Origin of the sequence: Saccharibacillus deserti, from assembly GCF_013618475.1 — a bacterium.
Lineage (GTDB): Bacteria > Bacillota > Bacilli > Paenibacillales > Paenibacillaceae > Saccharibacillus > Saccharibacillus deserti.
In genome coordinates this window covers 287,288-307,264 of record NZ_JABJVN010000006.1, presented here as the reverse complement: position 1 = coordinate 307,264, position 19,977 = coordinate 287,288, and the positions used below count along the sequence as shown (strand labels likewise).

The 19,977-nt window shown below is 59.4% G+C and carries 18 protein-coding genes; 7 read left to right on the top strand and 11 right to left on the bottom strand.

Translation table 11 applies throughout. The features are described 5' to 3' along the window. Positions 1-38: 38 nt before the first annotated feature. The 6 genes from rluF to HOP44_RS16565 all read left to right on the top strand — a co-directional run bounded on the left by rluF (position 39) and on the right by HOP44_RS16565 (position 6,051). Positions 39-797: a 23S rRNA pseudouridine(2604) synthase RluF gene (rluF, locus tag HOP44_RS16590; RefSeq protein WP_172255282.1), complete on the top strand. Its 759-nt coding sequence runs from the start codon at positions 39-41 to the stop codon at positions 795-797. A gap of 305 nt (positions 798-1,102) precedes the next feature. Then, positions 1,103-2,653, top strand: coding sequence for a nickel ABC transporter substrate-binding protein (gene nikA, locus HOP44_RS16585; RefSeq protein ID WP_425501889.1), 1,551 nt, complete (start codon positions 1,103-1,105; stop codon positions 2,651-2,653). Then, positions 2,653-3,600 carry a nickel ABC transporter permease gene (gene nikB / locus HOP44_RS16580; protein WP_172255278.1) on the top strand — a complete coding sequence of 316 codons (948 nt, stop codon included), beginning with the start codon at positions 2,653-2,655 and terminating at the stop codon, positions 3,598-3,600. The genes nikA and nikB overlap by 1 nt, the downstream gene beginning before the upstream one ends. Next, positions 3,597-4,460: a nickel transporter permease gene (gene nikC, locus HOP44_RS16575; protein ID WP_246369873.1), complete on the top strand. Its 864-nt coding sequence runs from the start codon at positions 3,597-3,599 to the stop codon at positions 4,458-4,460. Before nikB ends, nikC begins: the two co-directional genes overlap by 4 nt. After that, positions 4,457-5,254 (top strand): ATP-binding cassette domain-containing protein, encoded by a 798-nt coding sequence (locus tag HOP44_RS16570; RefSeq protein WP_172255276.1) that lies wholly within the window; start codon positions 4,457-4,459, stop codon positions 5,252-5,254. Before nikC ends, HOP44_RS16570 begins: the two co-directional genes overlap by 4 nt. Then, the gene (locus tag HOP44_RS16565) at positions 5,251-6,051 is read left to right on the top strand and encodes an ABC transporter ATP-binding protein (protein ID WP_172255274.1); all 801 of its coding nucleotides are present in this window, start codon (positions 5,251-5,253) and stop codon (positions 6,049-6,051) included. The genes HOP44_RS16570 and HOP44_RS16565 overlap by 4 nt, the downstream gene beginning before the upstream one ends. Before the next feature lie 486 nt (positions 6,052-6,537). Here the strand turns inward: HOP44_RS16565 and HOP44_RS16560 are convergent, their stop codons facing one another. The 4 genes from HOP44_RS16560 to HOP44_RS16545 form a co-directional block, all read right to left on the bottom strand. Next, positions 6,538-7,413 (bottom strand): SDR family oxidoreductase, encoded by an 876-nt coding sequence (locus tag HOP44_RS16560; protein ID WP_172255272.1) that lies wholly within the window; start codon positions 7,411-7,413, stop codon positions 6,538-6,540. Positions 7,414-7,521: 108 nt separating this feature from the next. Beyond that, the gene (locus tag HOP44_RS16555) at positions 7,522-8,484 is read right to left on the bottom strand and encodes an alpha/beta fold hydrolase (RefSeq protein WP_343059933.1); all 963 of its coding nucleotides are present in this window, start codon (positions 8,482-8,484) and stop codon (positions 7,522-7,524) included. A gap of 68 nt (positions 8,485-8,552) precedes the next feature. Next, positions 8,553-9,656 (bottom strand): alpha/beta fold hydrolase, encoded by a 1,104-nt coding sequence (locus tag HOP44_RS16550; protein WP_172255268.1) that lies wholly within the window; start codon positions 9,654-9,656, stop codon positions 8,553-8,555. Between the two features lie 212 nt (positions 9,657-9,868). Then, positions 9,869-10,150, bottom strand: coding sequence for an HU family DNA-binding protein (locus HOP44_RS16545; RefSeq protein ID WP_172194602.1), 282 nt, complete (start codon positions 10,148-10,150; stop codon positions 9,869-9,871). Between the two features lie 185 nt (positions 10,151-10,335). Here HOP44_RS16545 and HOP44_RS16540 point away from each other — a divergent pair, with 185 nt between their 5' ends. Further along, the gene (locus HOP44_RS16540; protein ID WP_172255266.1) at positions 10,336-10,545 is read left to right on the top strand and encodes a hypothetical protein; all 210 of its coding nucleotides are present in this window, start codon (positions 10,336-10,338) and stop codon (positions 10,543-10,545) included. Positions 10,546-10,665: 120 nt separating this feature from the next. On the opposite strand, the gene HOP44_RS16535 is transcribed toward HOP44_RS16540, so the two are convergent. The 7 genes from HOP44_RS16535 to HOP44_RS16505 form a co-directional block, all read right to left on the bottom strand. Next, positions 10,666-10,851 carry a hypothetical protein gene (locus HOP44_RS16535; protein ID WP_246369871.1) on the bottom strand — a complete coding sequence of 62 codons (186 nt, stop codon included), beginning with the start codon at positions 10,849-10,851 and terminating at the stop codon, positions 10,666-10,668. Between the two features lie 290 nt (positions 10,852-11,141). Continuing rightward, the gene (locus tag HOP44_RS16530) at positions 11,142-12,959 is read right to left on the bottom strand and encodes a glycoside hydrolase family 2 protein (RefSeq protein ID WP_172255262.1); all 1,818 of its coding nucleotides are present in this window, start codon (positions 12,957-12,959) and stop codon (positions 11,142-11,144) included. 45 nt (positions 12,960-13,004) lie between these two features. Beyond that, entirely contained in the window at positions 13,005-13,817 is an 813-nt protein-coding gene (locus HOP44_RS16525; protein ID WP_172255260.1) for a carbohydrate ABC transporter permease, read from the bottom strand. Between the two features lie 97 nt (positions 13,818-13,914). Further along, positions 13,915-14,850, bottom strand: coding sequence for a carbohydrate ABC transporter permease (locus HOP44_RS16520; protein ID WP_172255258.1), 936 nt, complete (start codon positions 14,848-14,850; stop codon positions 13,915-13,917). A gap of 153 nt (positions 14,851-15,003) precedes the next feature. Next, positions 15,004-16,317, bottom strand: coding sequence for an ABC transporter substrate-binding protein (locus HOP44_RS16515; RefSeq protein WP_172255256.1), 1,314 nt, complete (start codon positions 16,315-16,317; stop codon positions 15,004-15,006). A gap of 188 nt (positions 16,318-16,505) precedes the next feature. After that, on the bottom strand, positions 16,506-18,128 hold the full coding sequence (locus HOP44_RS16510) for a response regulator (RefSeq protein ID WP_172255254.1): 1,623 nt from the start codon (positions 18,126-18,128) through the stop codon (positions 16,506-16,508). Next, the gene (locus HOP44_RS16505) at positions 18,121-19,977 is read right to left on the bottom strand and encodes a cache domain-containing sensor histidine kinase (protein ID WP_172255252.1); all 1,857 of its coding nucleotides are present in this window, start codon (positions 19,975-19,977) and stop codon (positions 18,121-18,123) included. Before HOP44_RS16505 ends, HOP44_RS16510 begins: the two co-directional genes overlap by 8 nt.

The window sequence follows — 19,977 nt, the reverse complement described above, 5'->3', positions numbered from 1 at the left end:
GGCGCCCTCGCATCTGTACAACCCTTCCCCTTTGCGCTATGGTAAACAGAGAATTTTTTCAACGAGAAAGGTGTGCATACCCATTGCGGATTAACAAATATATCGCCGAGTCCGGCTTCACGTCGAGACGCGGAGCGGACAAGATCGTCGCCGAAGGCAAAGTTACGATCAACGGGGTCCGGGCCGACCTGGGCAGCCAGGTCGAGCCGGGCGACGACGTACGCGTAAGCGGCAAACGGATCAAGGAAAAGGCCGCGCAGGAGAACGTGTATATCGCGCTCAACAAGCCGGTCGGCATCACCAGTACGACCGAACGCAGCGTCAAAGGCAATATTGTCGATTTCATCGGCCATTCGCAGCGGATCTTCCATATCGGACGGCTCGACAAAGATTCCGAAGGCTTGATTCTCCTTACGAACGACGGCGATATCGTGAACGAGATTCTCCGCGCGGAGAACCGCCACGAGAAAGAATACCTCGTTACCGTCGACCGGCCGATCACCCCCGAGTTTTTGAAAAAAATGGCCGCGGGCGTCGAGATTCTCGACACGAAAACGCTGCCGTGCGAAGTGGAGCAGCTGTCCAAGTTCGTGTTCCAGATCACGCTGACGCAGGGCCTCAACCGCCAGATTCGCCGGATGTGCGAAGCGCTGGATTATAACGTGCGCGCGCTCAAGCGCACACGCATCATGAACATCTACCTGAACAGCCTGCCGACCGGCAAGTGGCGCGATCTGACGCCCAAAGAACTGGACCGGCTGTTCAAAGATCTGGATTATACGCCGCGCAATGTTTAAACGCCGAACCGGTTCCGCGGACAAAGCGAATATCTGAAGAGCTGGCTTCGTTGGCGCACAGTCCGCTCCGTTTTTCTTGCCTAGCCCTTATCCAAGATCCGGCCCGCCCCGGATTCCGATAAGGGCTTTTTGTGCTGTGCGCATTGTATGGATCTCTATGTTCTTTGTGACATAGCTTGTCAAAACGTAATCGTTACGATAAGATAAATCTCGTTGTGTTAATCATAATAATTACGAAATAGATTACTCATGCTGCAATAGTGATAGAAGAAATGAGAAAGAAGGTCATCCTTTTGAACAAAAAAATGCTGCTGCCCACACTCGCTTCCCTCGTTCTGACCGGGGGACTGTTGAGCGCCTGCGGATCTTCTTCCCAACCCAACGCCGGCGCGCAAGGTTCCGCCCAGGCTTCGACCGACAAAAACGTCCACTTCCTCTACAACTTCGCTACAAGTTCGCTCGATCCGCATGTCGATTCCAGCTACGTGCCGCTGCGCGCAGGCATCACGGAAACGCTGGTACGCCTCGACGAAGACAATCTGACCGTTGCTCCGTGGCTCGCCGAGAGCTGGGACAGCGAAGACGGCCAGCATTGGACGATCGACCTGCGCGACGATATCACGTTCCAGAACGGCAAACCGATGACGGGCGATTCCGTCAAAGCTTCGCTGGAACGCGCGCTGAAAGAAAACGTGGCGATCCAGAACGCTTTGAAGATCGAGTCGATCGAAGCCGAGGGCGACAAGCTTGAAATTACGACGACCCAGCCGTTCCCCGAATTCGCGTCCGAACTGGTCAACCCGAACACGGCGATCATCGACGTGAGCGAACCGGATATCGTCAACAAGCCGATCGGCACGGGACCGTTCGCTCTGGATACGTTTACCCCGGGAAGCAAGCTTGAGCTGAGCCGATACGACGGGTATTGGGACGGCGTCTCGCCGCTCGACTCGATCACATTCTCGTTCAACGAAGACGCCAACGCCCGTTCGCTCGCGCTCAAATCCGGCCAGGTCGATATCGTCTACCGTCCGGAAGTCGAAAGCCTCGATTCGCTTAAAGCGATCGCCGGCATGAAAGTCGAATCGACGTCGACGTTCCGCGTGCACCAGATGACGATGAACATGGAGCGCGACAGCATGCAGGATCTGAACGTGCGCAAAGCGATGGACGCGCTAATCGACCGCCAGGGCATCGTGGACACGATTCTGCTCGGTTACGGCGAAGCCGCGATCGGCCCGTTCCTCCCTTCGCTGCCGTTCGCGCCGAAATACGACAATACGGCGTCCGATGCGGGCTCCGAAGCGGCCGTAAAACATCTCGAAGCAGCCGGGTACAAGCTCGAGAACGGCGTTATGGCCAAAGACGGCAAGCCGCTCGCGCTCACGCTGCTGACCTATTCCGCCCGCGCCGACCTGCCGCTAATCGCGCAGGTGTTCCAGTCCGACGCCAAACAGATCGGCATCGATGTGGAGATCCGCCAGATCGATACGCCGGAAGAATACATGGCTTCAAACCGCGACTGGGACCTGGCCACCTACAGCAACCTGACCGCGCCGCGCGGCGACGCCGGTTACTACCTGAACGCGACGTATCATCCCAAGGGCGCGCTGAACTTCAGCGGTTCGGAAGATCCGGCATTGACCGCGATCATCGACGAACTGAACCTGACCGTCGCTCCCGAGAAGCGCGCGAAGCTTGCCGAGCAGGCTGCGAACTACGTGCACGACAATGTGCTCAATTCGTTCGTGCTGCACCCGGGCACGATCGTGGCCTACAACGGCGGCAAGATCAAAAACTGGATCACGACGCGCAGCGAATATTACATGATCACGAATAAGCTGGACGTGATGTAATGTTCCGCCTTATCGTTCGCAAGTTTCTCGAAGTCTTTCTTTTTCTGCTGTTCATCATGTTCGTCAGCTTTCTGTTCATCCGCCTGGCGCCCGGCGATCCGGTCTTGACCATCCTGAACGTGGATGAGCTGTCCGTCAGCCAGGAGCAGGTGGAAGCCATGCGCGAAGAGATGGGATTCAACGATCCGCTGCCGATCCAGTTCGGCAAATGGCTGCTCGATTTCGTCCGGCTGGACTTCGGCACTTCGTATTCCACCGGGCAGCCGGTCATGCAGACGCTGCTGAAGGCGCTGCCCGCGACGGCGGAACTGACGCTCGGCGCGCTGCTGGTCATGCTGCTCGTGGCCGTGCCGCTCGGCTCGCTCTCGGCCGTGTACCGCGGACGCTGGATCGATACGCTCAGCCGCATGCTGTCGATCGTCGGCGCGGCGGTGCCCAGCTTCTGGCTCGGCCTGATCCTGATCGACCTGCTCGGCGTCCGCTTCGGCAGCCTGCCGACGATGGGCCGCGATGGCCTCGCTTCGCTCATTCTGCCATCTCTGACGCTGGGGCTCGCCATCTCCAGCGTCTATGTGCGTCTGCTGCGCTCCAGCCTGCTCGACTCGCTGAGCCAGGAGTTTGTCCGTTCCGCGCGGGCCCGGGGATTGTCGGAAGGCCGCATCTTCTGGCTGCATGCGCTGCGCCACAGCCTGCCGCCGGTCATTACGGTATTCGGCGTCAGCCTGGGCAGCCTGATCGGCGGAGTCGTCGTGATCGAAGTGCTGTTCGCCTATCCGGGCATCGGCAAGCTGGTCGTCGACGCGATCCGCCAGCGCGATTATCCGTTGATCCAAGGCTACATCCTGATCATGGCCATCGTCGTCTTCGTCGTGAACACGGCGGTCGACCTGTCGTACCGCTATTTGAATCCCGAGATGAAACTCAAGGAAAAGGAGGCTCACCGATGATGCCGAAATCGGCCGCCCTGCGCTTATCCGGCGCTTCGAAGTCGAACAAGCACGGCTGGCAGGCGATACTCGCCGCCTTGTTCGTGCTGCTTGTCCTAGCCGCCTCCGCCTATACGTTTCTCTATCTGAAGCACGATCCGACGCTGACCGACCTGCGCGGACGCCTGCAGGGCTCAAGCGCGCTGCATCCGTTCGGGACCGACCATCTGGGCCGCGACGTACTGACCCGGCTGCTGCTCGGCGGCGGACAGACGATCGGCTACAGCCTGCTCGCGTTGGGCGCGGCGCTCGTCATCGGCATTCCGCTGGGACTGATCGCCGGCTACCGACGCGGCTGGGTCGACCGGCTGTTCATGCGGATCGCCGACGGCTTTCTCGCTTTTCCCGATACGATCGTCGCGATCGTGCTGAGCGGCCTGCTCGGCGCGGGCATCGGTAATCTGGTGCTGGCGATCGTACTCGTCAAATGGGTCAGCTATGCCAGGCTTGTCCGAAGCACCGTCCTGTCCGAATCGCAAAAAGACTATATCCGCATCGCCCGCACGAACGGCCTGTCGGACGCGCGTATCATGACCAAGCATCTGCTGCCGCATATCGCGGGGCATGTACTCGTACTCGCCAGTCTCGACATCGGCAAGATCATCCTGCTCATCTCGTCGCTGTCCTATATCGGGCTGGGCGCACAGCCGCCGACGCCGGAGTGGGGCGCCATGCTGAACGATTCGCGGCCGTACTTCCAGTCGCGGCCCGAACTGATGGTCTATCCGGGCCTCGCCATCGTCTCGGTCGTGCTGATCGCGAACATGCTGGGCGATTACCTGAGAGACCGGTTCGACGTGAAAAAGGAGGTGCAGCCGTGATTCTCTCTATCGAGGAATTAAGCATCGCCGGCCAGGATCGCAAGATCGTCGACAACGTGTCGCTCGCCGTGCGCGAAGGCGAATTCATGGCGCTTGTCGGGCAGAGCGGCAGCGGCAAAAGCCTGCTGTCGCAGGCGATCGGACAGCTCCTGCCGCCGAACCTGCACGCGTCGGGACGAATTATGTTCGACGGAAGCAATCTGCTGGAACGCACGCCGAAAGAGATGCGCGCCTTAAGGGGCAGCCGCATCTCGTATATTTTTCAGGACTATCAAGGCGCGTTCACCCCGTTTCGCAGTATCGGCGCGCATTTCGACGAATACCAGAAAGTCCACGGGGAAAAATCCGCCGCCGTCCGCCGTGCCAAAGCGGCCGAAGCGCTGGAGTCCGTCGGGCTGGAAGCGAAGCTGCTGCGCCGCTACCCGTTTCAACTGAGCGGCGGCCAGCTGCAGCGGGTCTCGATCGCGACCGCGCTGCTGCTGTCGCCGCGCCTGCTGATCGCCGACGAAGTGACGACGGCGCTCGACAGCGTGTCGGGCCACCGGGTATTGGAACTGCTGGCGCGCAAGCAGGCGGAGACCGGCTGCGCCATCTTGTTCATTACGCACGACTGGCGGCATGTCCGCCGTTACGCGAACCGCTTGTCCGTCATGCAGGAAGGGCGGATCGTCGAATCCGGCGGCAAGCACCGTATTCTCGACCATCCGCAGCATGAATACACCCGCCAATTGATCGCGGCGGCTCCGATCCTGAGCCGCTCGCTGAATTCGGGACTCGAGGAGGACAAGGCATGATCCGACAGCTTTTGCATCCTTTTTCAAGCGCAGCGCCTGTCCTGAGCGTGGACGGGCTTACTCGCACGTATGCGGGCGCGGAGCGTCCGGCCGTGCAGAACGTCAGCTTCGCCCTCGACCGCGGCGAATGTCTGGGCCTGGTCGGCGAGAGCGGCTGCGGCAAAAGCACGCTGGCCCGCTGCCTCATGCGGATCGAAGACGCCGACCGCGGCTCGATCCTGCTCGGCGGGCAGGATATCGCCCGCCTGAACGGACGCCGGCTGCGGCCGCACCGCCGCAAGATCCAGATCGTATTCCAGAACCCGACGGCCGCGCTGAACCCCAAACTGCGGATCGCCGACTCCCTGATCGATCCGTATCAGCAGCTCGGCCAAGGCGCGAAGCTCACGCACTTCGCGTACACGTCGCGCGACGCCTATATCCGCCGGCTGCTCGAAGCCGTCGAGCTTCCGGCCGAACTCGCCGGCCGCTATCCGCACGAGCTGAGCGGCGGACAGCGCCAGCGCGTCACGATCGCGCGGGCGATCGGCATCGAGCCGGACGTCGTCGTGCTCGACGAGCCGACGGCCAGCCTCGACGTCATCTCGCAAGGCGCCGTGCTCGACCTGCTGGACGGCCTGCGCACGTCGCTTGGCTTATCGTATCTCTTCATCTCGCACGACCTTGCCGCCGTCCACCGGATGAGCCAGCGCGTCATGGTCATGCGGGGCGGCGAGATCGTCGACCGCTTCTCCGCGAACGATTTGTTCGCGGAGAAGCGCCATCCGTATACGAAAGAACTGATTTCGATTTTCTGAACGCCGAAGCCGCCTCCGGAAAACATACCGGAGGCGGCTTTTTGCGTGCTTTGCGTTTGCCCGGGCGGCGCGTTGAAGCAGCGGCCGCCGTTGCGACGGACATTCGAGGCCGCGCTGCTACTGCTACCGCTACTGCTACCGCTACTGCGGCGGTCTACACCAGGTTTCGACCGGCGCTAGCGAATCCTTATCACGCTAAACAGCCGTTTTCGCCTGTTTGGCAGAACTAACGAATCGTCGTATCGCTATTCCGGCCATTTTCCGCAAAAACACCCTTCAAGTCACGTATAGCGTTATGTCGATTCGTTAAAATCGGAAAAGCCCAAAAACAGCCCGGCATAGGAATCATGCCGGGCTGTTGAGGTAGGCCTATCGCTTGCAGGCCCACTGCTTACATTCATGCTGCTTACGTTCGTATAGCTGCTCTTCATGCATGCAGCGCGGTCACCCCGCGCCTGCGCGCGTCCGATCGGGGATTCGATCCGATCAGCCCTTGATGACCGCTTCCACCGCGCTCTTCAGCGGCGTATAAGCATCTCCGATCAGATCCGTCAGATCAGTCGAAGCGGAAGCAAACTCGCCTCTTTCGATTGCGGCATCGATCACGTAAACGAGGAAACCGCCCGCTTCTTCCGGTACACCGGCGGAAGCCAGCGCGGCTACGGCTTCCGGAGCCGGCAGCGCTTGGTGGGCGACCGACGTACCGGATACTTCGGCCAGCACGGCTGCGTAATCGTCGTACGAGAACGGCTGCGGCGAAGTCAGCTCATAGATCTTGTTCTCGTGTCCTTCGCCTGCCAGCACAACGGCTGCGGCACGCGCCAGATTGTCGCGGGTCACGTAGTTCAGTTTGCCTGTCGGAGCTGCGGAGACTACCGTCCCGCCCGCCGCCACGCCCGGTGTTCCTTCGTTGACCAGCAGATCCAGATAGAAGCCGTTGCGCAGGAACGTATACGCGATTCCTGTCGTGCGCAGCATGTATTCCGTCGCGAGATGGACATTTTCCAATCCGATCGTCATTTTGTCGGGGAAAGCGAAGCTTGTGTACGCGATATGCCGGATGCCTGCGTTGCGAGCCGCTTCCACGACGTTCGCATGCTGGCGGATGCGCAGCGTGCTGTCCATCGAGGATGCCGAGACGAACAGCAGCTTCTCGCCGCCTTCGAACGCCGCAGGCAGCGAAGCCGCATTGTCGTAATCGCCTATACGAAGTTCAACGCCCCATTCGGCGAGCGCCGAAGCCTTGGCCGGGTCGCGCACGATGCCTACGATGTCTCCCGCAGGCGTTCCCAGATCGATCAGATGGCGGATAGCCGCCGTGCCCAGATGGCCGGAAGCCCCGGTTACGATAATTTTGCCCATAAGTATTCGCTCCTTCAAAAATAAAGTAGGGGTGAAGCGGGTTCATCAATTGTAACCATTATAGTTCCAGGAACGAATCGTTGTCAACTTTCTTTTTTTCAATACGAATTATCGGGTCTTTGACACCATTTCCAGCGCCGCGTCGACGATCGCCTGCGGCTGGTAAGCCGGGATCGAATGGCCGCTGCCCTGCACCACTTCGACTTTGGAATCGGTCGACCACGACTCGCCGAACTGCCGCTGGATGTCCATGCGTTCTTCCGTGATCTCGCCCAGATGATCCGCGGCGAGAATCGTCATCGGGATATCCAGCCGCGTCTTGCCCCGCACCACTTTCCGGGCGTTCGCGTGCATCTGCCTCATCTCGTCCGTGACGTTCTTATTGTTCGCTCCGAGCAGGGTAGCCAGGCGATCCTGCTCTTTCATCTCCGGCGACAGCAGCTTGAGCCCATTGCGTCCGGCCGCTACTTTTTCCGCAAAACCGTTCACGTGATAAAGCGCCCGCACGACACCCGATTTGATCGCGATCCGCTGCAGTTGGGACTGGAAAGCCCGCGACGGAAACGTCTCGTAAAATTCCGGCGAACCGGTATCGATCATCACCAGTCCTGCGACTTCTTCCGGATACTGCTGCGCAAAGCGAATCGATTCCAGCACGCCGAGCGAATGCGGCGCCAGCACGTACGGCGGCGGCACTCCGGCTTTTTGCAGCGCTTCATGCAGCTCCTGCGTAATCTTGTCGATGTCCCGGTCTTCTTCCGTCACATTGCTGTATCCGTAGCCGAACCGTTCCACGACAGCGAACTGCGCTTGACCGCGCAGACCTTCGTACAGCGGCGAGAAGTTGGCGTAAGGGTTCGGCGTTCCCCAACCCGCAATCAGCACCACCGTCGCTTCATCCGCGGCTTTGCCCGGCTTCTCTTCCACATACACGTGCATCCGGCGGCCTTCCACTTCCACGAGCTGCCCCGGTGCAACAAACGCCTGCCGGTCTTCCCGTTCGCCGAACCATTGGTATACGAATCCCGCCAATAGAAGCAGCAGCAGGATGATCAAGACCCACTTAAGCACCGAACCCAACCTCCCAAAGAGGCTTTTTTTCTTTTTATCCAAAAGGTTCTCTCCTTCTTGCGCCTGCTTTATCTATTCAACAATTCCAGCGCGGCTTCGGCGGTCGATTTGGGATCGTAGGCATGAATGGCATGCCCGCTGCCCTGCACAACCACCGTCTTCGAGTCGTCGGACCAAGATTCGCCGAACTGCCGCTGCGTGTCCATCCATTCTTCCGTCACCGCGCCGAATTGATCCGCCACAAGCTGGATCATCGGAATATCGAGCCGGCTCTTGGCGGCAATCAATTTGTCCGCGTTGGCATGGGTTCTGCGGATTTCGTCTGTCACATTATCATTTATGGCCACAAGCAGCGTAGCGAGCCGATCCTGCTCTTTCATCTCCGGCGACAGCCGTTTGAGGCCGTTTCTCTGCCCGTTCAGATACGCGTCGAAACCGTTGACGTGATACAGGGCGCGGACAAGACCGCTCTTGATCGCAACCCGCTGCAGCTGCATCGTCCGTACCGGAAACGTCTTGTAAAATTCCGGTGAGCCGGCATCGATGGTTACGATCCCCTGAACTTCGTCCGGATAGAGCTGGGCAAAACGGATCGCTTCCAGGCTCCCGAGCGAGTGCCCCGTCAGCACATAAGGCGGCTCCACGCCGGCCTGCTGCAGTGCTTCGTGCATCTCCTCGGTGATCCGGTCGATGTCCCTTTTCTCGTCCGTGATATCGCTGTATCCGTACCCGAACCGTTCGACTACGGCGAACTGCGCCTGCTCCTGAAGAAATTCGTACATGGGCGAAAAATCGGCATACGGACTGGCCGTCCCCCAACCCGCAATCAGCACCACCGTCGCTTCGTCCGCGGCTTTGCCCGGCTTCTCTTCCACATACACGTGCATCCGGCGGCCTTCCACTTCCACGAGCTGCCCCGGTGCAACGAATGCCGGCCGGTCTTCCCGTTCGCCGAACCATTGGTATACGAATCCCGCCAATAGAAGCAGCAGCAGGGCGATCAAGACCCAGCCCAATGCGCTTACCAGCTTACGCAGCGCGCCCCGCTTTTTCTTCACGGGTTTCTCTCCCCGGCCCTGCGGCTCCGCCGGTCCTGCCGGCGCATAGGCATCCGCCTCGGAGACGAGCTGCTCCATCGCTGCCCGTCTTTTTATTCGGTCTTCCGGTTCCATCTGCGTTTGCCTCCTTTCTTGCAAAAAAAGACGCGTCTTCTGCGCGGAATTCTGCCGATCCGACCGCTTGGGGCGTACCTTCTGCAAATTCCGCCGCGAAAACGCGCCTTTCCAATTCCGGTCGTCGTGTATTTGACGCTTCCGTCCCTTCAATCCCCTGCACTTAAGCCGAAGCGGATGTCCTGAAGCCGATCGTCCGCTTGAATGAAGGCCTAGTCTTCGTAACCGGCCAGTCCTTTATCGATCAGGTACGCCATCTCGGCATCCAGCACATTTTCGACTTCCAGCTCGTTGAGCTTGATGTCTTTGCGCGCCATCACGTAATCGACCAGCTCATCGCCGTCCAGTTCGATGGTGTCGCCCGGTTTTTTGGCCGCTGCCGCGATAAAATCCTGTTCGTGCTTCAGCACGTATTTGATGCCCGCTTCGCCGACTCCCGTTTTATCCGCAATATAGGCAATCATTTCGCTCTCGTTGATTTTTTGTTCGCTCATTTTCGTCATCCTTTCGCTTGTCGCATTCTGGTACCGCTCATCGGAACGTTCCCATTGTAGCATAGGAGAGGGCGGGGAAGAATATTCGGCGAGCGGCCAAGAGGTTTTTTCCATTAATCAACCAACTCTTCAGGGCTCTGCCCCGTCTATTCAATGACAGATAACGATTGGAGGCACGGGAAACCATGGCCAAAAGGAAACGTAACGTAACGGGAATCGTCGTCGCCGTCAGTTATTGTATCGCCCTATACCTCGTCTTGATCGATGCGCCTCCCGGCGAAGCCCCGCAGAATCCGGCCTGGATGTATGCCATGATTCCATTGGGAGCTGTATTCATTACCGCACTGTTCGATTATGTGATCAAATTCGATTTCTTCAACAGAAAACCGAAATGAAAAAATCCGGCTTCTTCAACAAGATCGAATCCTTGTAAGAATGCCGGATGGTCTGAGGCTTGGATAGCTTGGGAATACAGCTGCGGAAATCCGCGATTCCCGCTCTATAGGGACGGGAACTTAATGATATTGAACCATTTTGATCCTCGCTTCTTCCTGATACGTAATCGGACTGCGCATTTCCGGCGTATGCAGATGGCGTTCGACCGAGAACTCCATTTTGTGATATTCTTCTTCGCCGAGCGTCTTGTCCGTTTGAAGCTTGCCGCTGAACCAATTCTTGAATTCTTTCAATGCCGCTGCCATGTCTGCCATCCTCCTTGGATGATGAAACCGTATCGAATCTTTTTTGTTTACGCTTACATTGTAACTCCCTCCAATTGTATAAATATAGTGTCCTTGCTGAAAACACAGGTTTTTACCGTGAACGTTTTGTGAAATGGCGGTGTTGTAGATATACGAAAGAAACTAGTCCTCTCTATAGAGACATTCATTGAATTTAATACGTTTATTCTCCCATCCCGAAAAGACCGCCGAACCCGAAGGTTACGGCGGTCTTTTGTTTCCTAACAACGTTCCGCAGCTGCCTATGTCTTCTACTCTTCGCCCCGTACCACTCTCCGAATATCTTCCACAGGCACTTTCGGCACCCGTTGGTACGTCACAAGCCCGTTGATCTCCTGCTCCACGTCGGTCAGCTGCGTGTAACAGAAGCCCTGCACGACGCCGGAAACCGTCAGCGGGCGGATGACGGCGCCGAGGCGCGCCAGGAAATCTTCGTCGCTGTCCGCGCCGGAGTAGCCCCAGCCCTCCTGCTCGCTTTTGCGATAGGCGATCCCGCCGAACTCGGTTACGAGAATCGGCTGGCCTTCGTACTTGCTGCCGCCGACGAAGATGCGCCGGTTGGCCGGCATGGCCTGCGTCGCCTGTTCGGCTGTCTTGTAACGCTCGGTCAGCACGGGCTCGCGCCACTCGTAATCGTGGATCGCCACGATATCGGTAGTCATCATCTCCCAGCCGTCGTTGTAGATGACCGGACGCGTCTCATCGAGCGATCTCGTCAAATGGTACAGCGTCTGGCCGTGCTGCTGCTGGCGAACATCCACCTGCACGTTCGGAATGCCCCAGCTTTCGTTCATCGGTACCCAGACGACGATGCACGGGTGGTTGTAGTCGCGGTCGACCGCTTCCTGCCATTCGCGGGTAAAGCTGCGTACGTATTCTTCCGAATACGCGTAGGCGTTTGCCGCTTCGCCCCAGACGAGCAGGCCCATTCGGTCGCACCAGTAGAGGAAGCGCGGGTCTTCCATCTTCTGGTGCTTGCGTACGCCGTCGAAGCCCATCTCTTTGGTGAGGCGGATATCCCGCACGAAATCTTCGTCCGTCGGCGCCGTCAGCACGCCGTCCGGGAAATAGCCCTGATCCAGCACCAGACGCATATAAGTCGGCCGGTTGTTCAGGCTCAGCCGTCCATTCTCGATCGAAACCTTGCGCATGCCGAAGTAGCTGTCCACCGCGTCGATCGTCTGCCCGCCCTGAAGCAGTTCGAACTGAACGTCGTACAGATTCGGCTGCTCCGGCGTCCACCAGCGGCCGAGGCCGTGATCGTTGAAATCGTTCAGCCCGATCGCGCGCGATTCTTCGGCATGCAGCACCGGGAAAGACTGTTCGGCTACCGGCTGCCCGGCAAAAGAAATGCGCACGACAGCCGTAAGCGGCGTGGAGGCTTGCGGCGAAGAGATCGTCTCCCGCGAAAAGAACATCCGGATCCGGACTTCGCCGCGGTCGATATCGGGCGTCAGCTTTACTTTTTCCAGACGCGCGTCATGCACCGGTTCGAGCCAGACCGTCTGCCAAATCCCGGTCGTCCGGGTGTAGAAGATGCTCTGCGAGCCTTCTTTCCAGAACTGCTTGCCCCGGGGCAGCGTCACGTCGCGGCTGAAATCTTCGACCCGCACGACCAGCGTATTGCCGCCTTCCGCGTTCAGCAGGTCGGTGATATCCGCGCCAAAAGGCGTATGGCCGCCTTCGTGCGACGCGGCCCAGCGGCCGTTGACCCAGACGGTGGACGCATAATCGCACGCGCCGATATTCAGGACGATCCGGCGGCCGGCCCAATCCTCCGGCACGTCGAACGCGCGGCGGTACCAGACGAGATCGTGGAAACCGGGATCGGCGATACCGCTGAGCTTGCTCTGAAAAGCGAACGGGACGTTGATCCGGCGCTCGAAATTTCCTTGGCCGGGTTCGTACCAACGCTCCCGGTCGCCCTGGCGTTCGTCGTCGAACGCGAAGTCCCATTCCCCGTTCAGGTTGAGCCACTGCGCGCGCTCGAACTGCGGACGGGGATATTCGGGACGGGGCGGCGCGGCACTGTTGGATAGGGATGAGGGTTCAGAAGATGGCGTAAGCATAAGTCCTCCTTGATGGTCCGAAAATGGGTTCTGCATGAATCGCGGTTACATTTCTTTGCCGCCGGTGAACGCGATGCCTCTGATAATCTGCTTCTGGAAAATCAGGAACACGATCAGCACCGGAATGGCGGCGAGCGCGTTGGCGGTCATCGGCAGTGCGTATTCCTGGTTGTACGAACTCTGGAACATCGGCAGGCCGAGCGTGATCGTCATGTACGCTTTGTCCGAAATGGAGATCAGCGGCCAGACGTAATCGTTCCAGGCGCCGATAAAGGTGAAAATGCCGAGTGCGGCAAGCGCGGGACGCGACAGCGGCAGGAAGATGCGGTACCAGATCTTGAAGAATCCGGCTCCGTCGATACGGGCCGCTTCTTCCAGGTCTTTGGGCAGTCCGTCAAAAAACTGCTTCATGATGAAGATGCCCATGGGACCGGCGATCGCCGGCAGAATCAGCGAGACGCGCGTGCCGAGCAGACCCGCGTCGCGCATCAGCAGATACAGCGGAATCAACGTCGCTTCGCCCGGAATCATCATCGCCGACAGGAACAGGACGAACAGGACCCGGCTGCCTGGAAAACGGATCCGGGAGAACGAATAGGCGGCCATCGACGCGAGCAGCAGCACAAGCGCGGTGGTGATCGTCGAGACGAGCAGACTGTTGCCCATCCAGCCGAAGATCGGCGCGCGGTTCAGCACGGTCGCATAGTTGTCGAACGATACGTTAAATCCGTTTCCGAACAACCGTCCTCCTTCGGGGGTGAGCGACAGGGACAGCATCCAGACGATCGGGGTCAGGAACATGAAGGCCAGCAGAACGGCCGCGACACGCACGACATAAGGGTAAATTCGATCGAGCATCGTACACTCCTCCTTGAACCATTGGCCGATAGGGGCAGCCGCCCGGACTTGCTCCGGCGCGGCGCCGCGTTTCGGCTTCGTTTTTTTCAACCGAACGCTATTCGCCGATTTTGCGCATCAGGAAGGTCTGAAGCAGCGAGATGACCAGAATGACCAGCATCAGCACAAACGCGATTGCCGAAGCGTAGCCCATTTGGAACGTCTGAAAGCCGTTTTCGTAGATCGAGAACACGACCGTCTTGGTCGCTCCCGCCGGCCCGCCGCCGGTAATCAGCTTGGACTGGCCGAAGATTTTGAACGAAGAGATCGTCTGCAGGATCACGACCAATACGGTCACGCGGGACAGCGAAGGGAACGTCACATAACGGAAAGTCTGCCAGCGGTTTGCGCCTTCAAGTCCGGCAGCCTCGTAGAACGATTCCGGAATATCCTGCAGCCCGGCGAGGAACAGGACGAACACGAACCCCATAGTCCACCACAACGTGGCCATGATGATCGAAGCCCAGGCCAGCGTCGAGTCGGACAGCCAGAAGATTTCGCTGTTGATCAAGCCGATCCCGCGCAGAATACGGTTCAGCAGGCCGGTGTACGGCTGGAGAAAGATGACCCAGATACTGGAGATGACGGATACGGACAGCACGTAGGGCATGAAGAACGCGATACGCAGGAAGGCCTGTCCTTTGCGGATACTGTTCACCAGTACGGCGAGCAGCAGGCCAAGCAGGGTCATCAGCGGTACGCTGACGAGCGTAAACAGCACCGTATTGAGCAGATTGGTACGGAACTCCTCGTCCTGCATCAGATTGGTATAATTCTGAAGCCCGACGAACGTCTTGTCGCCGAGCAGCGACCAGTCGTAGAAACTGACGCCGAAGCCGTAAACGATCGGGATCAGCGAGAAGAGCAGGAAGAAGATCGTGTACGGCAGAACCATGAGAACGCCGGTTACCCAGCCCTGCCGGCGCAGCGTGCTTCGCGGCGAACGGGCACTCGCTCCCGTATTCTTGCTGCTGGATAGTGTCTTGGAAGCCATGGTTGCGGTCACTCCTTTCGGATTGGGGGCCGAAGCCCGGAAAGTCCGGACCGGAATCGGGATCCGGAAATACGCTTTGGAAACCGAAGGATCAAAAAGGAAGCGGCGGGCGGCAGGCCCGCACATCCGCTTCCTTCTTTTTCGATCGCCCGTTTATTTGCCCGTCGTTTTGTCGATCACGGCATTCGCTTTCTCAAGCGTCGTTTGCGGGTCCTGTTTGCCGGCCATCATCTTCTCGAACTCTTTGATAACGTTGTCGTTGATCTGGCCCTGCTTGTCGTTACGCGGCCAGTATTTGACGAAGTCGGCCGATGCCGCGTAATCGCTGCGGTACGGCATATCTTTGAATTCCTGGGATTCCAGGACGCGGGTCACACTCGGAATATGACCGGCTTTGGCCCACAGTTCGCCGTTGTCCGCCAACCACTTGGCGAATGTAAGCGCGGCTTTTTGTTTGGCCGGATCTTCGGTTCCGTGCTTCGGCAGCGCCAGCGTATGCGAATCTCCCCAGGTTGCGGGCTGATCGTAGATCTGCGGCATCGGCACTACGCCGAAGTTCAGTCCGTCGATACTCTCGAACGCGCCGGTACTCCATACGCCCGTTGTCAGAACGGCGGCGCGTTTGTCCTGGAACAGCTTGACCGCGTCGTTGATCTTAGGCGGAATCAGCTTGGACGTATACAGGCTGTTTACATACTCGAGAGCCTGCAGCGCCTGCGGATTGTTGAGCGCGGCTTTGCCGCCCTCGTCGTAGAATTTGCCTCCGTCGGTGAGCTGGTTGTAGAAGCCCCAGAACATCCAGTAGGAGTCGGTGCGGACATCCGGCTGTGCCAGCGGAGCTACGTCGGCCGGGACGGCTTCCTTGATCTTGGTCAGAAACTCGGTGAAGCCTTCGGGCGTCGGATCGTAGACCGGCTTGCCGTCTTCGCCGAGCACGCCCGCTTTCTCCAGGTGATCCTTGTTGTAATACATGACGATGGCATGCGTATCGAGCGGAATCGAATAATGTTTGTCTTCATAGATGGTGGACTCCAGAATCGTCGGGTTGAATTCGCCCCAATCGAGCTGGCTTTCCGCGGCCAGTTCGTCCAGCGGTGTTACGAAACCGGCCGGAACGAACTGCGGCATCCGCGAGGAGTGCAGGACCATAAGGTCCGGGGCCTGGTCCGATGCCATCGACGTCTGCAGCTTTGTGTAATAATCGCCCGCCGGATTCGCGAGCTGTTCCACGTGAATTTCTTGGTTCTCCGCGTTGAACTTCTCGATCATCTGCGTCATGAATTCGCCGTCGCCGCCGCTGAACGGCGTCCAGAACGAAATACTGGTCTTGCCTGCCGGCGCTTCGCCGCCCGTCTCTCCGCCGCCGGTCGTCGTATCGGCTCCCGGCCCTCCGGCCGCGCAGGCGCTGAGTACCAGCATCAGCACCATGGCAAGGGCCGCCGTTTGGAACATGTGTCTTTTTCTCATCTTCGTGCCTCCCTTTGGATAAATGTCCAACCGTCGTCTCGAACCCCGCGTTTTCTGTTGATTACGCTTACAAATCAATCATAAGGCCGGGGAGCCTTCGGTAAAATGACGCTTCTTTAGGCGCAGTGGACATATATTTGGGGATAGCGGGAGGCATTCGGGCGGCGGCTTCCGGCCAAGCCGCCGCTTCAAGCGTTCGCCCGGTCCGGTCTCAGCGCTTCGCGGAACTCTTTGGGCGTTCGGCCGGTTTCCGCTTTGAAGACGCGGTTGAAATGCCGGATGTTCGAGAAACCCGTCCCGTAGGCGACGGAGGCGATCTTGTCGTCGGTATGCAGCAGCCGTCTGGACGCCTCACGCACGCGCACTTCCGTCAGGATCTCGACGAAGGAACGGCCGAGCCGGGCTTTGAACAAGCTGCTCAGATACGAAGCGTTCAAGAAGACCAGCTCCGCCATGCTGCCGAGCGTGATCGGCTCGGCGTAATGTTCTTCGATATGGCGGACGACCCGGTCCACGGCGTGCAGACCGCCGCTCTCGTCCCTTCGGCGGACAAGCGTCTGAAGCGAGCGCAGCAGACCCGCGCAGTAAGCGGCAAGCTCGGACTTCGAGCTGAGCGCAAGCGCGCCCTGGAGCGCCGCGCCGATATCCCGGCCTTCCGGCCAGTCATCTTGCACTCCGCGGTCTACGGCCAGACCGTACGCTTCGAGCAGCATCCGGCAGACCTGCTCGTGGATCACGGAGGGACTTGCGCCCGAGTCGCACAGCTGGGCAATGCCTTCGCGCACCCGCTCGCCGAGGTCGGCGCCTTCTCCTTCGAGCAGCGCCTGCTCCAGATAGCCGCGGTTGGTCAGCGGCGTTCGGCCCGCCCCCGGTTCCTGGCGGGGCGGGTCTTCATACAGCAGCACCCGGTTGCCGCCGGACGTCAGCCGGTACAGCAGGGCGATTCTCGCCTCGCCGTACGATTTGGAGATCTCCTCGACGCCGTGTACCCCGCCGCCGATTCCGATCGTAATCGTCAGATTGGCTTCGCGCCGGATACGGTCCGCAATATGCCGGGCCAGCTCCGCAAGCTCCGCGAGCGAAGACGCGGAGACCTCCGCGTCCAGCAGCGCGACCACGCTCCCGCCGCGCCGGAACACGAACCCCGGGACGTTCCCGGCCAGCGCTTCTTCGATAAACTGGCGAATGTAGAGCGCGAACAGCTCCGCTTCCTGCTGTTCGTACCGGCTCGGCTCGACCGAATCCTTGTCGAGTTCGGCCACGAGGCCGTAGACGCCGCGTTCGAACTCGATTCCGGCTTCGCGCAGCTCGCCCGGACGCGCATGCGGCAGCTCTCCGCGGACGAGTCCGTCCAGCAGCCGGTCCCGCTCTTCCGTGAGCACGGCCGGAACCCGGCGCTCCGGCAGACGCTCCGTTTGCCGAAGTTCTTTTTGCAGCAGCTCCCGGTCCACCTGCTCCAGCACCCGGTACAATTCGGCCTTGTCGACCGGCTTCAGCAGATAATCCCGTGCGCCGAAGCGCAGCGAACTCTGCGCATAGCGGAAATCGTTGTATCCGCTCAGTACAAAGCAGCGGATCTCCGGGTAACGCTCGCGCAGCTGTTCCTGCAGTCCGATCCCGTCGAGGCGCGGCATACGGATATCCGTAATGACAAGTTCCGGCCTCGTCCGCTCGATCGCTTCGAGCGCTTCGAGGCCGTCTTTGGCTTCTCCGCTGACTTCCCAATTCGTATCCGATGTTCCGATCAAATGGCGCAGGCCCCGTCGGAAGATCGCTTCGTCGTCCACGACCAATACTTTTCGTTTATCCATGGCGTTCTCTCCCTTCTTCAAGTTCGCGTTCCCGCAGATCCGGCAGACGGATCGAAGCCCTTATGCCGCGGGGCGATGCCCGTTCCAGCCTTACGCCGAAGCCCGATCCGTATTTCAGCACCAACCTGCGGTGCACATTCACGAGTCCGTGGCCGCCCGGTCCTTCCGGCAGCAGGCCTTCTTCCATTTTGGCGTTCTGCCGCCGCAGCTCTTCGTCGCCCATGCCGGGACCGTCGTCCGTCACGGAAATGACGATACGCCCTTCGCTCAAGCCGATCGCAATCACGATCCCGACTTCCCCGCTTCCGTGTTCCAATCCGTGGACGATCGCATTCTCCACGATCGGCTGAAGGGTCAGCCGAATGATCGGACTGTCCATCAAGCCGGGCTCCGCTTCGATCCGGTAGCGCAGCCGTTCTTCGTACCGGATACTCTGAATCGCCAGGTATCCGCGAATATGCTCGATCTCTTCCCGGACGGTCACCTCGTCGCGGCCGCCTCCCATGCTGTAGCGCAGCAGGGCGCTCAGATGATTGGTCATACTGACCACTTCGCGGTTGCCTTCGAGCTCGGCGTACATACTGATCGAGCCGAGCGTATTGTACAGAAAATGAGGATTGATCTGGCTCTGGAGCGAAGCGATCTCCGCGTTCTTCTCGCGGATCTCCGTCTCGTACAGCCGGTACGTCAGCGTGCCGAGCCGGGAGACCATCAGATTGAACGTACGGCTCAAGTGGCCGATCTCGTCTGCGCTTTCGACCGGAATCGAGATGCCGAACTGCCCTTTCTCGACCAGCTTCATCGACTGGCGCAGCCGGCTCAGCGGCCGGGTGATCCGCAGCGCATACAAGATGGAGACCAGGATCGAAGCGGCGAGGCAGGCCAATCCGACAAGCAGCATCTGCCGGTTGACCGTCTCCGCATCCTTGAGCAGAATACTCATGGGCACCGCCTGAAGCACCGTCCAGCCGGTCACCGGCGACGTCACGTAAGTCATCAGGATCGAAGAACGCCCGCTGCCGAGCGTGACCGTCCCTTCTCCCCGGTAAGCGGCAAGGCTGCCGCTCGAGTCGGGGAATCTGCCGTTCGCATAGATCGGCGCGCCGCTGCCGTCGAGTACCGCCACCGAACGTTCGCCGCTTCCCGACAGATTCGAGATTCGCTCGCGCAGGTCGCTGGTTGGCACGTCGATCTTCAGGACGGCGAGCCGCTCTCCGCTCTCCAGGCTGCGGATGACCCGTACGGCCGAGAATACGTTATAGGTGGAGCCGTTGTCGGATTTCAGCGAATGCGGACCGATAAATACCGCTTTGCCGGAAGCCGCCGCGTCGGCGAATGCTCCCAGATCGGGGTCGTCTTCTTCGGTAAAACGTCCCGGGCTGTCCGGCGGCTCGACGTACGAACGGACTTTTTCCGCCTGCAGGGTAATGCCGATCGTATCGACCCTTCCGTTGACCCGGATACGCCGCATAAACTCCTCCAGCAGCATTCGCTCCTCGTAGACGCTTGCCTCGGCGGCTTCCCGCCGCTCCAGATAATCCAGCAGATCGGGCGTCTGATAAGGCAGCACCGAGAGCAGCGCCAGTTCGTTCATATAGATGTCGAGATTGGCGCTGAACTCGTGCACGGCGTCCGCCTGGTAGACGCCCACATTGCGTTCCACCGCGCGGGAGTAACCGATTCCGCTCAGCAGCGACGAGAGCAGCAGCGGAACGGCGATCAGAATCAGATTGATGCCGATCAGCTTGAAGGCCAGGCTGCGGTTCGCAAGTCCCGCTTCTTTTCGGTAAAGCCTTTTCCAGTAGTCCGGCCGACCGCTTTTCTTGAAGAATTCCGTAAGGTTGGCCAT

What these genes read in the sequence shown, in the direction of transcription:
- rluF (WP_172255282.1), top strand. Translation starts at nt 39, where the DNA reads ATGGTAAACAGAGAATTTTTTCAACGAGAAAGGTGTGCATACCCATTG.
- nikA (WP_425501889.1), top strand. Translation starts at nt 1,103, where the DNA reads ATGCTGCTGCCCACACTCGCTTCCCTCGTTCTGACCGGGGGACTGTTG.
- nikB (WP_172255278.1), top strand. Translation starts at nt 2,653, where the DNA reads ATGTTCCGCCTTATCGTTCGCAAGTTTCTCGAAGTCTTTCTTTTTCTG.
- nikC (WP_246369873.1), top strand. Translation starts at nt 3,597, where the DNA reads ATGATGCCGAAATCGGCCGCCCTGCGCTTATCCGGCGCTTCGAAGTCG.
- HOP44_RS16565 (WP_172255274.1), top strand. Translation starts at nt 5,251, where the DNA reads ATGATCCGACAGCTTTTGCATCCTTTTTCAAGCGCAGCGCCTGTCCTG.
- HOP44_RS16560 (WP_172255272.1), bottom strand. Translation starts at nt 7,413, where the DNA reads ATGGGCAAAATTATCGTAACCGGGGCTTCCGGCCATCTGGGCACGGCG.
- HOP44_RS16550 (WP_172255268.1), bottom strand. Translation starts at nt 9,656, where the DNA reads ATGGAACCGGAAGACCGAATAAAAAGACGGGCAGCGATGGAGCAGCTC.
- HOP44_RS16545 (WP_172194602.1), bottom strand. Translation starts at nt 10,150, where the DNA reads ATGAGCGAACAAAAAATCAACGAGAGCGAAATGATTGCCTATATTGCG.
- HOP44_RS16540 (WP_172255266.1), top strand. Translation starts at nt 10,336, where the DNA reads ATGGCCAAAAGGAAACGTAACGTAACGGGAATCGTCGTCGCCGTCAGT.
- HOP44_RS16535 (WP_246369871.1), bottom strand. Translation starts at nt 10,851, where the DNA reads ATGGCAGCGGCATTGAAAGAATTCAAGAATTGGTTCAGCGGCAAGCTT.
- HOP44_RS16530 (WP_172255262.1), bottom strand. Translation starts at nt 12,959, where the DNA reads ATGCTTACGCCATCTTCTGAACCCTCATCCCTATCCAACAGTGCCGCG.
- HOP44_RS16525 (WP_172255260.1), bottom strand. Translation starts at nt 13,817, where the DNA reads ATGCTCGATCGAATTTACCCTTATGTCGTGCGTGTCGCGGCCGTTCTG.
- HOP44_RS16520 (WP_172255258.1), bottom strand. Translation starts at nt 14,850, where the DNA reads ATGGCTTCCAAGACACTATCCAGCAGCAAGAATACGGGAGCGAGTGCC.
- HOP44_RS16515 (WP_172255256.1), bottom strand. Translation starts at nt 16,317, where the DNA reads ATGAGAAAAAGACACATGTTCCAAACGGCGGCCCTTGCCATGGTGCTG.
- HOP44_RS16510 (WP_172255254.1), bottom strand. Translation starts at nt 18,128, where the DNA reads ATGGATAAACGAAAAGTATTGGTCGTGGACGACGAAGCGATCTTCCGA.
- HOP44_RS16505 (WP_172255252.1), bottom strand. Translation starts at nt 19,977, where the DNA reads ATGGCCAACCTTACGGAATTCTTCAAGAAAAGCGGTCGGCCGGACTAC.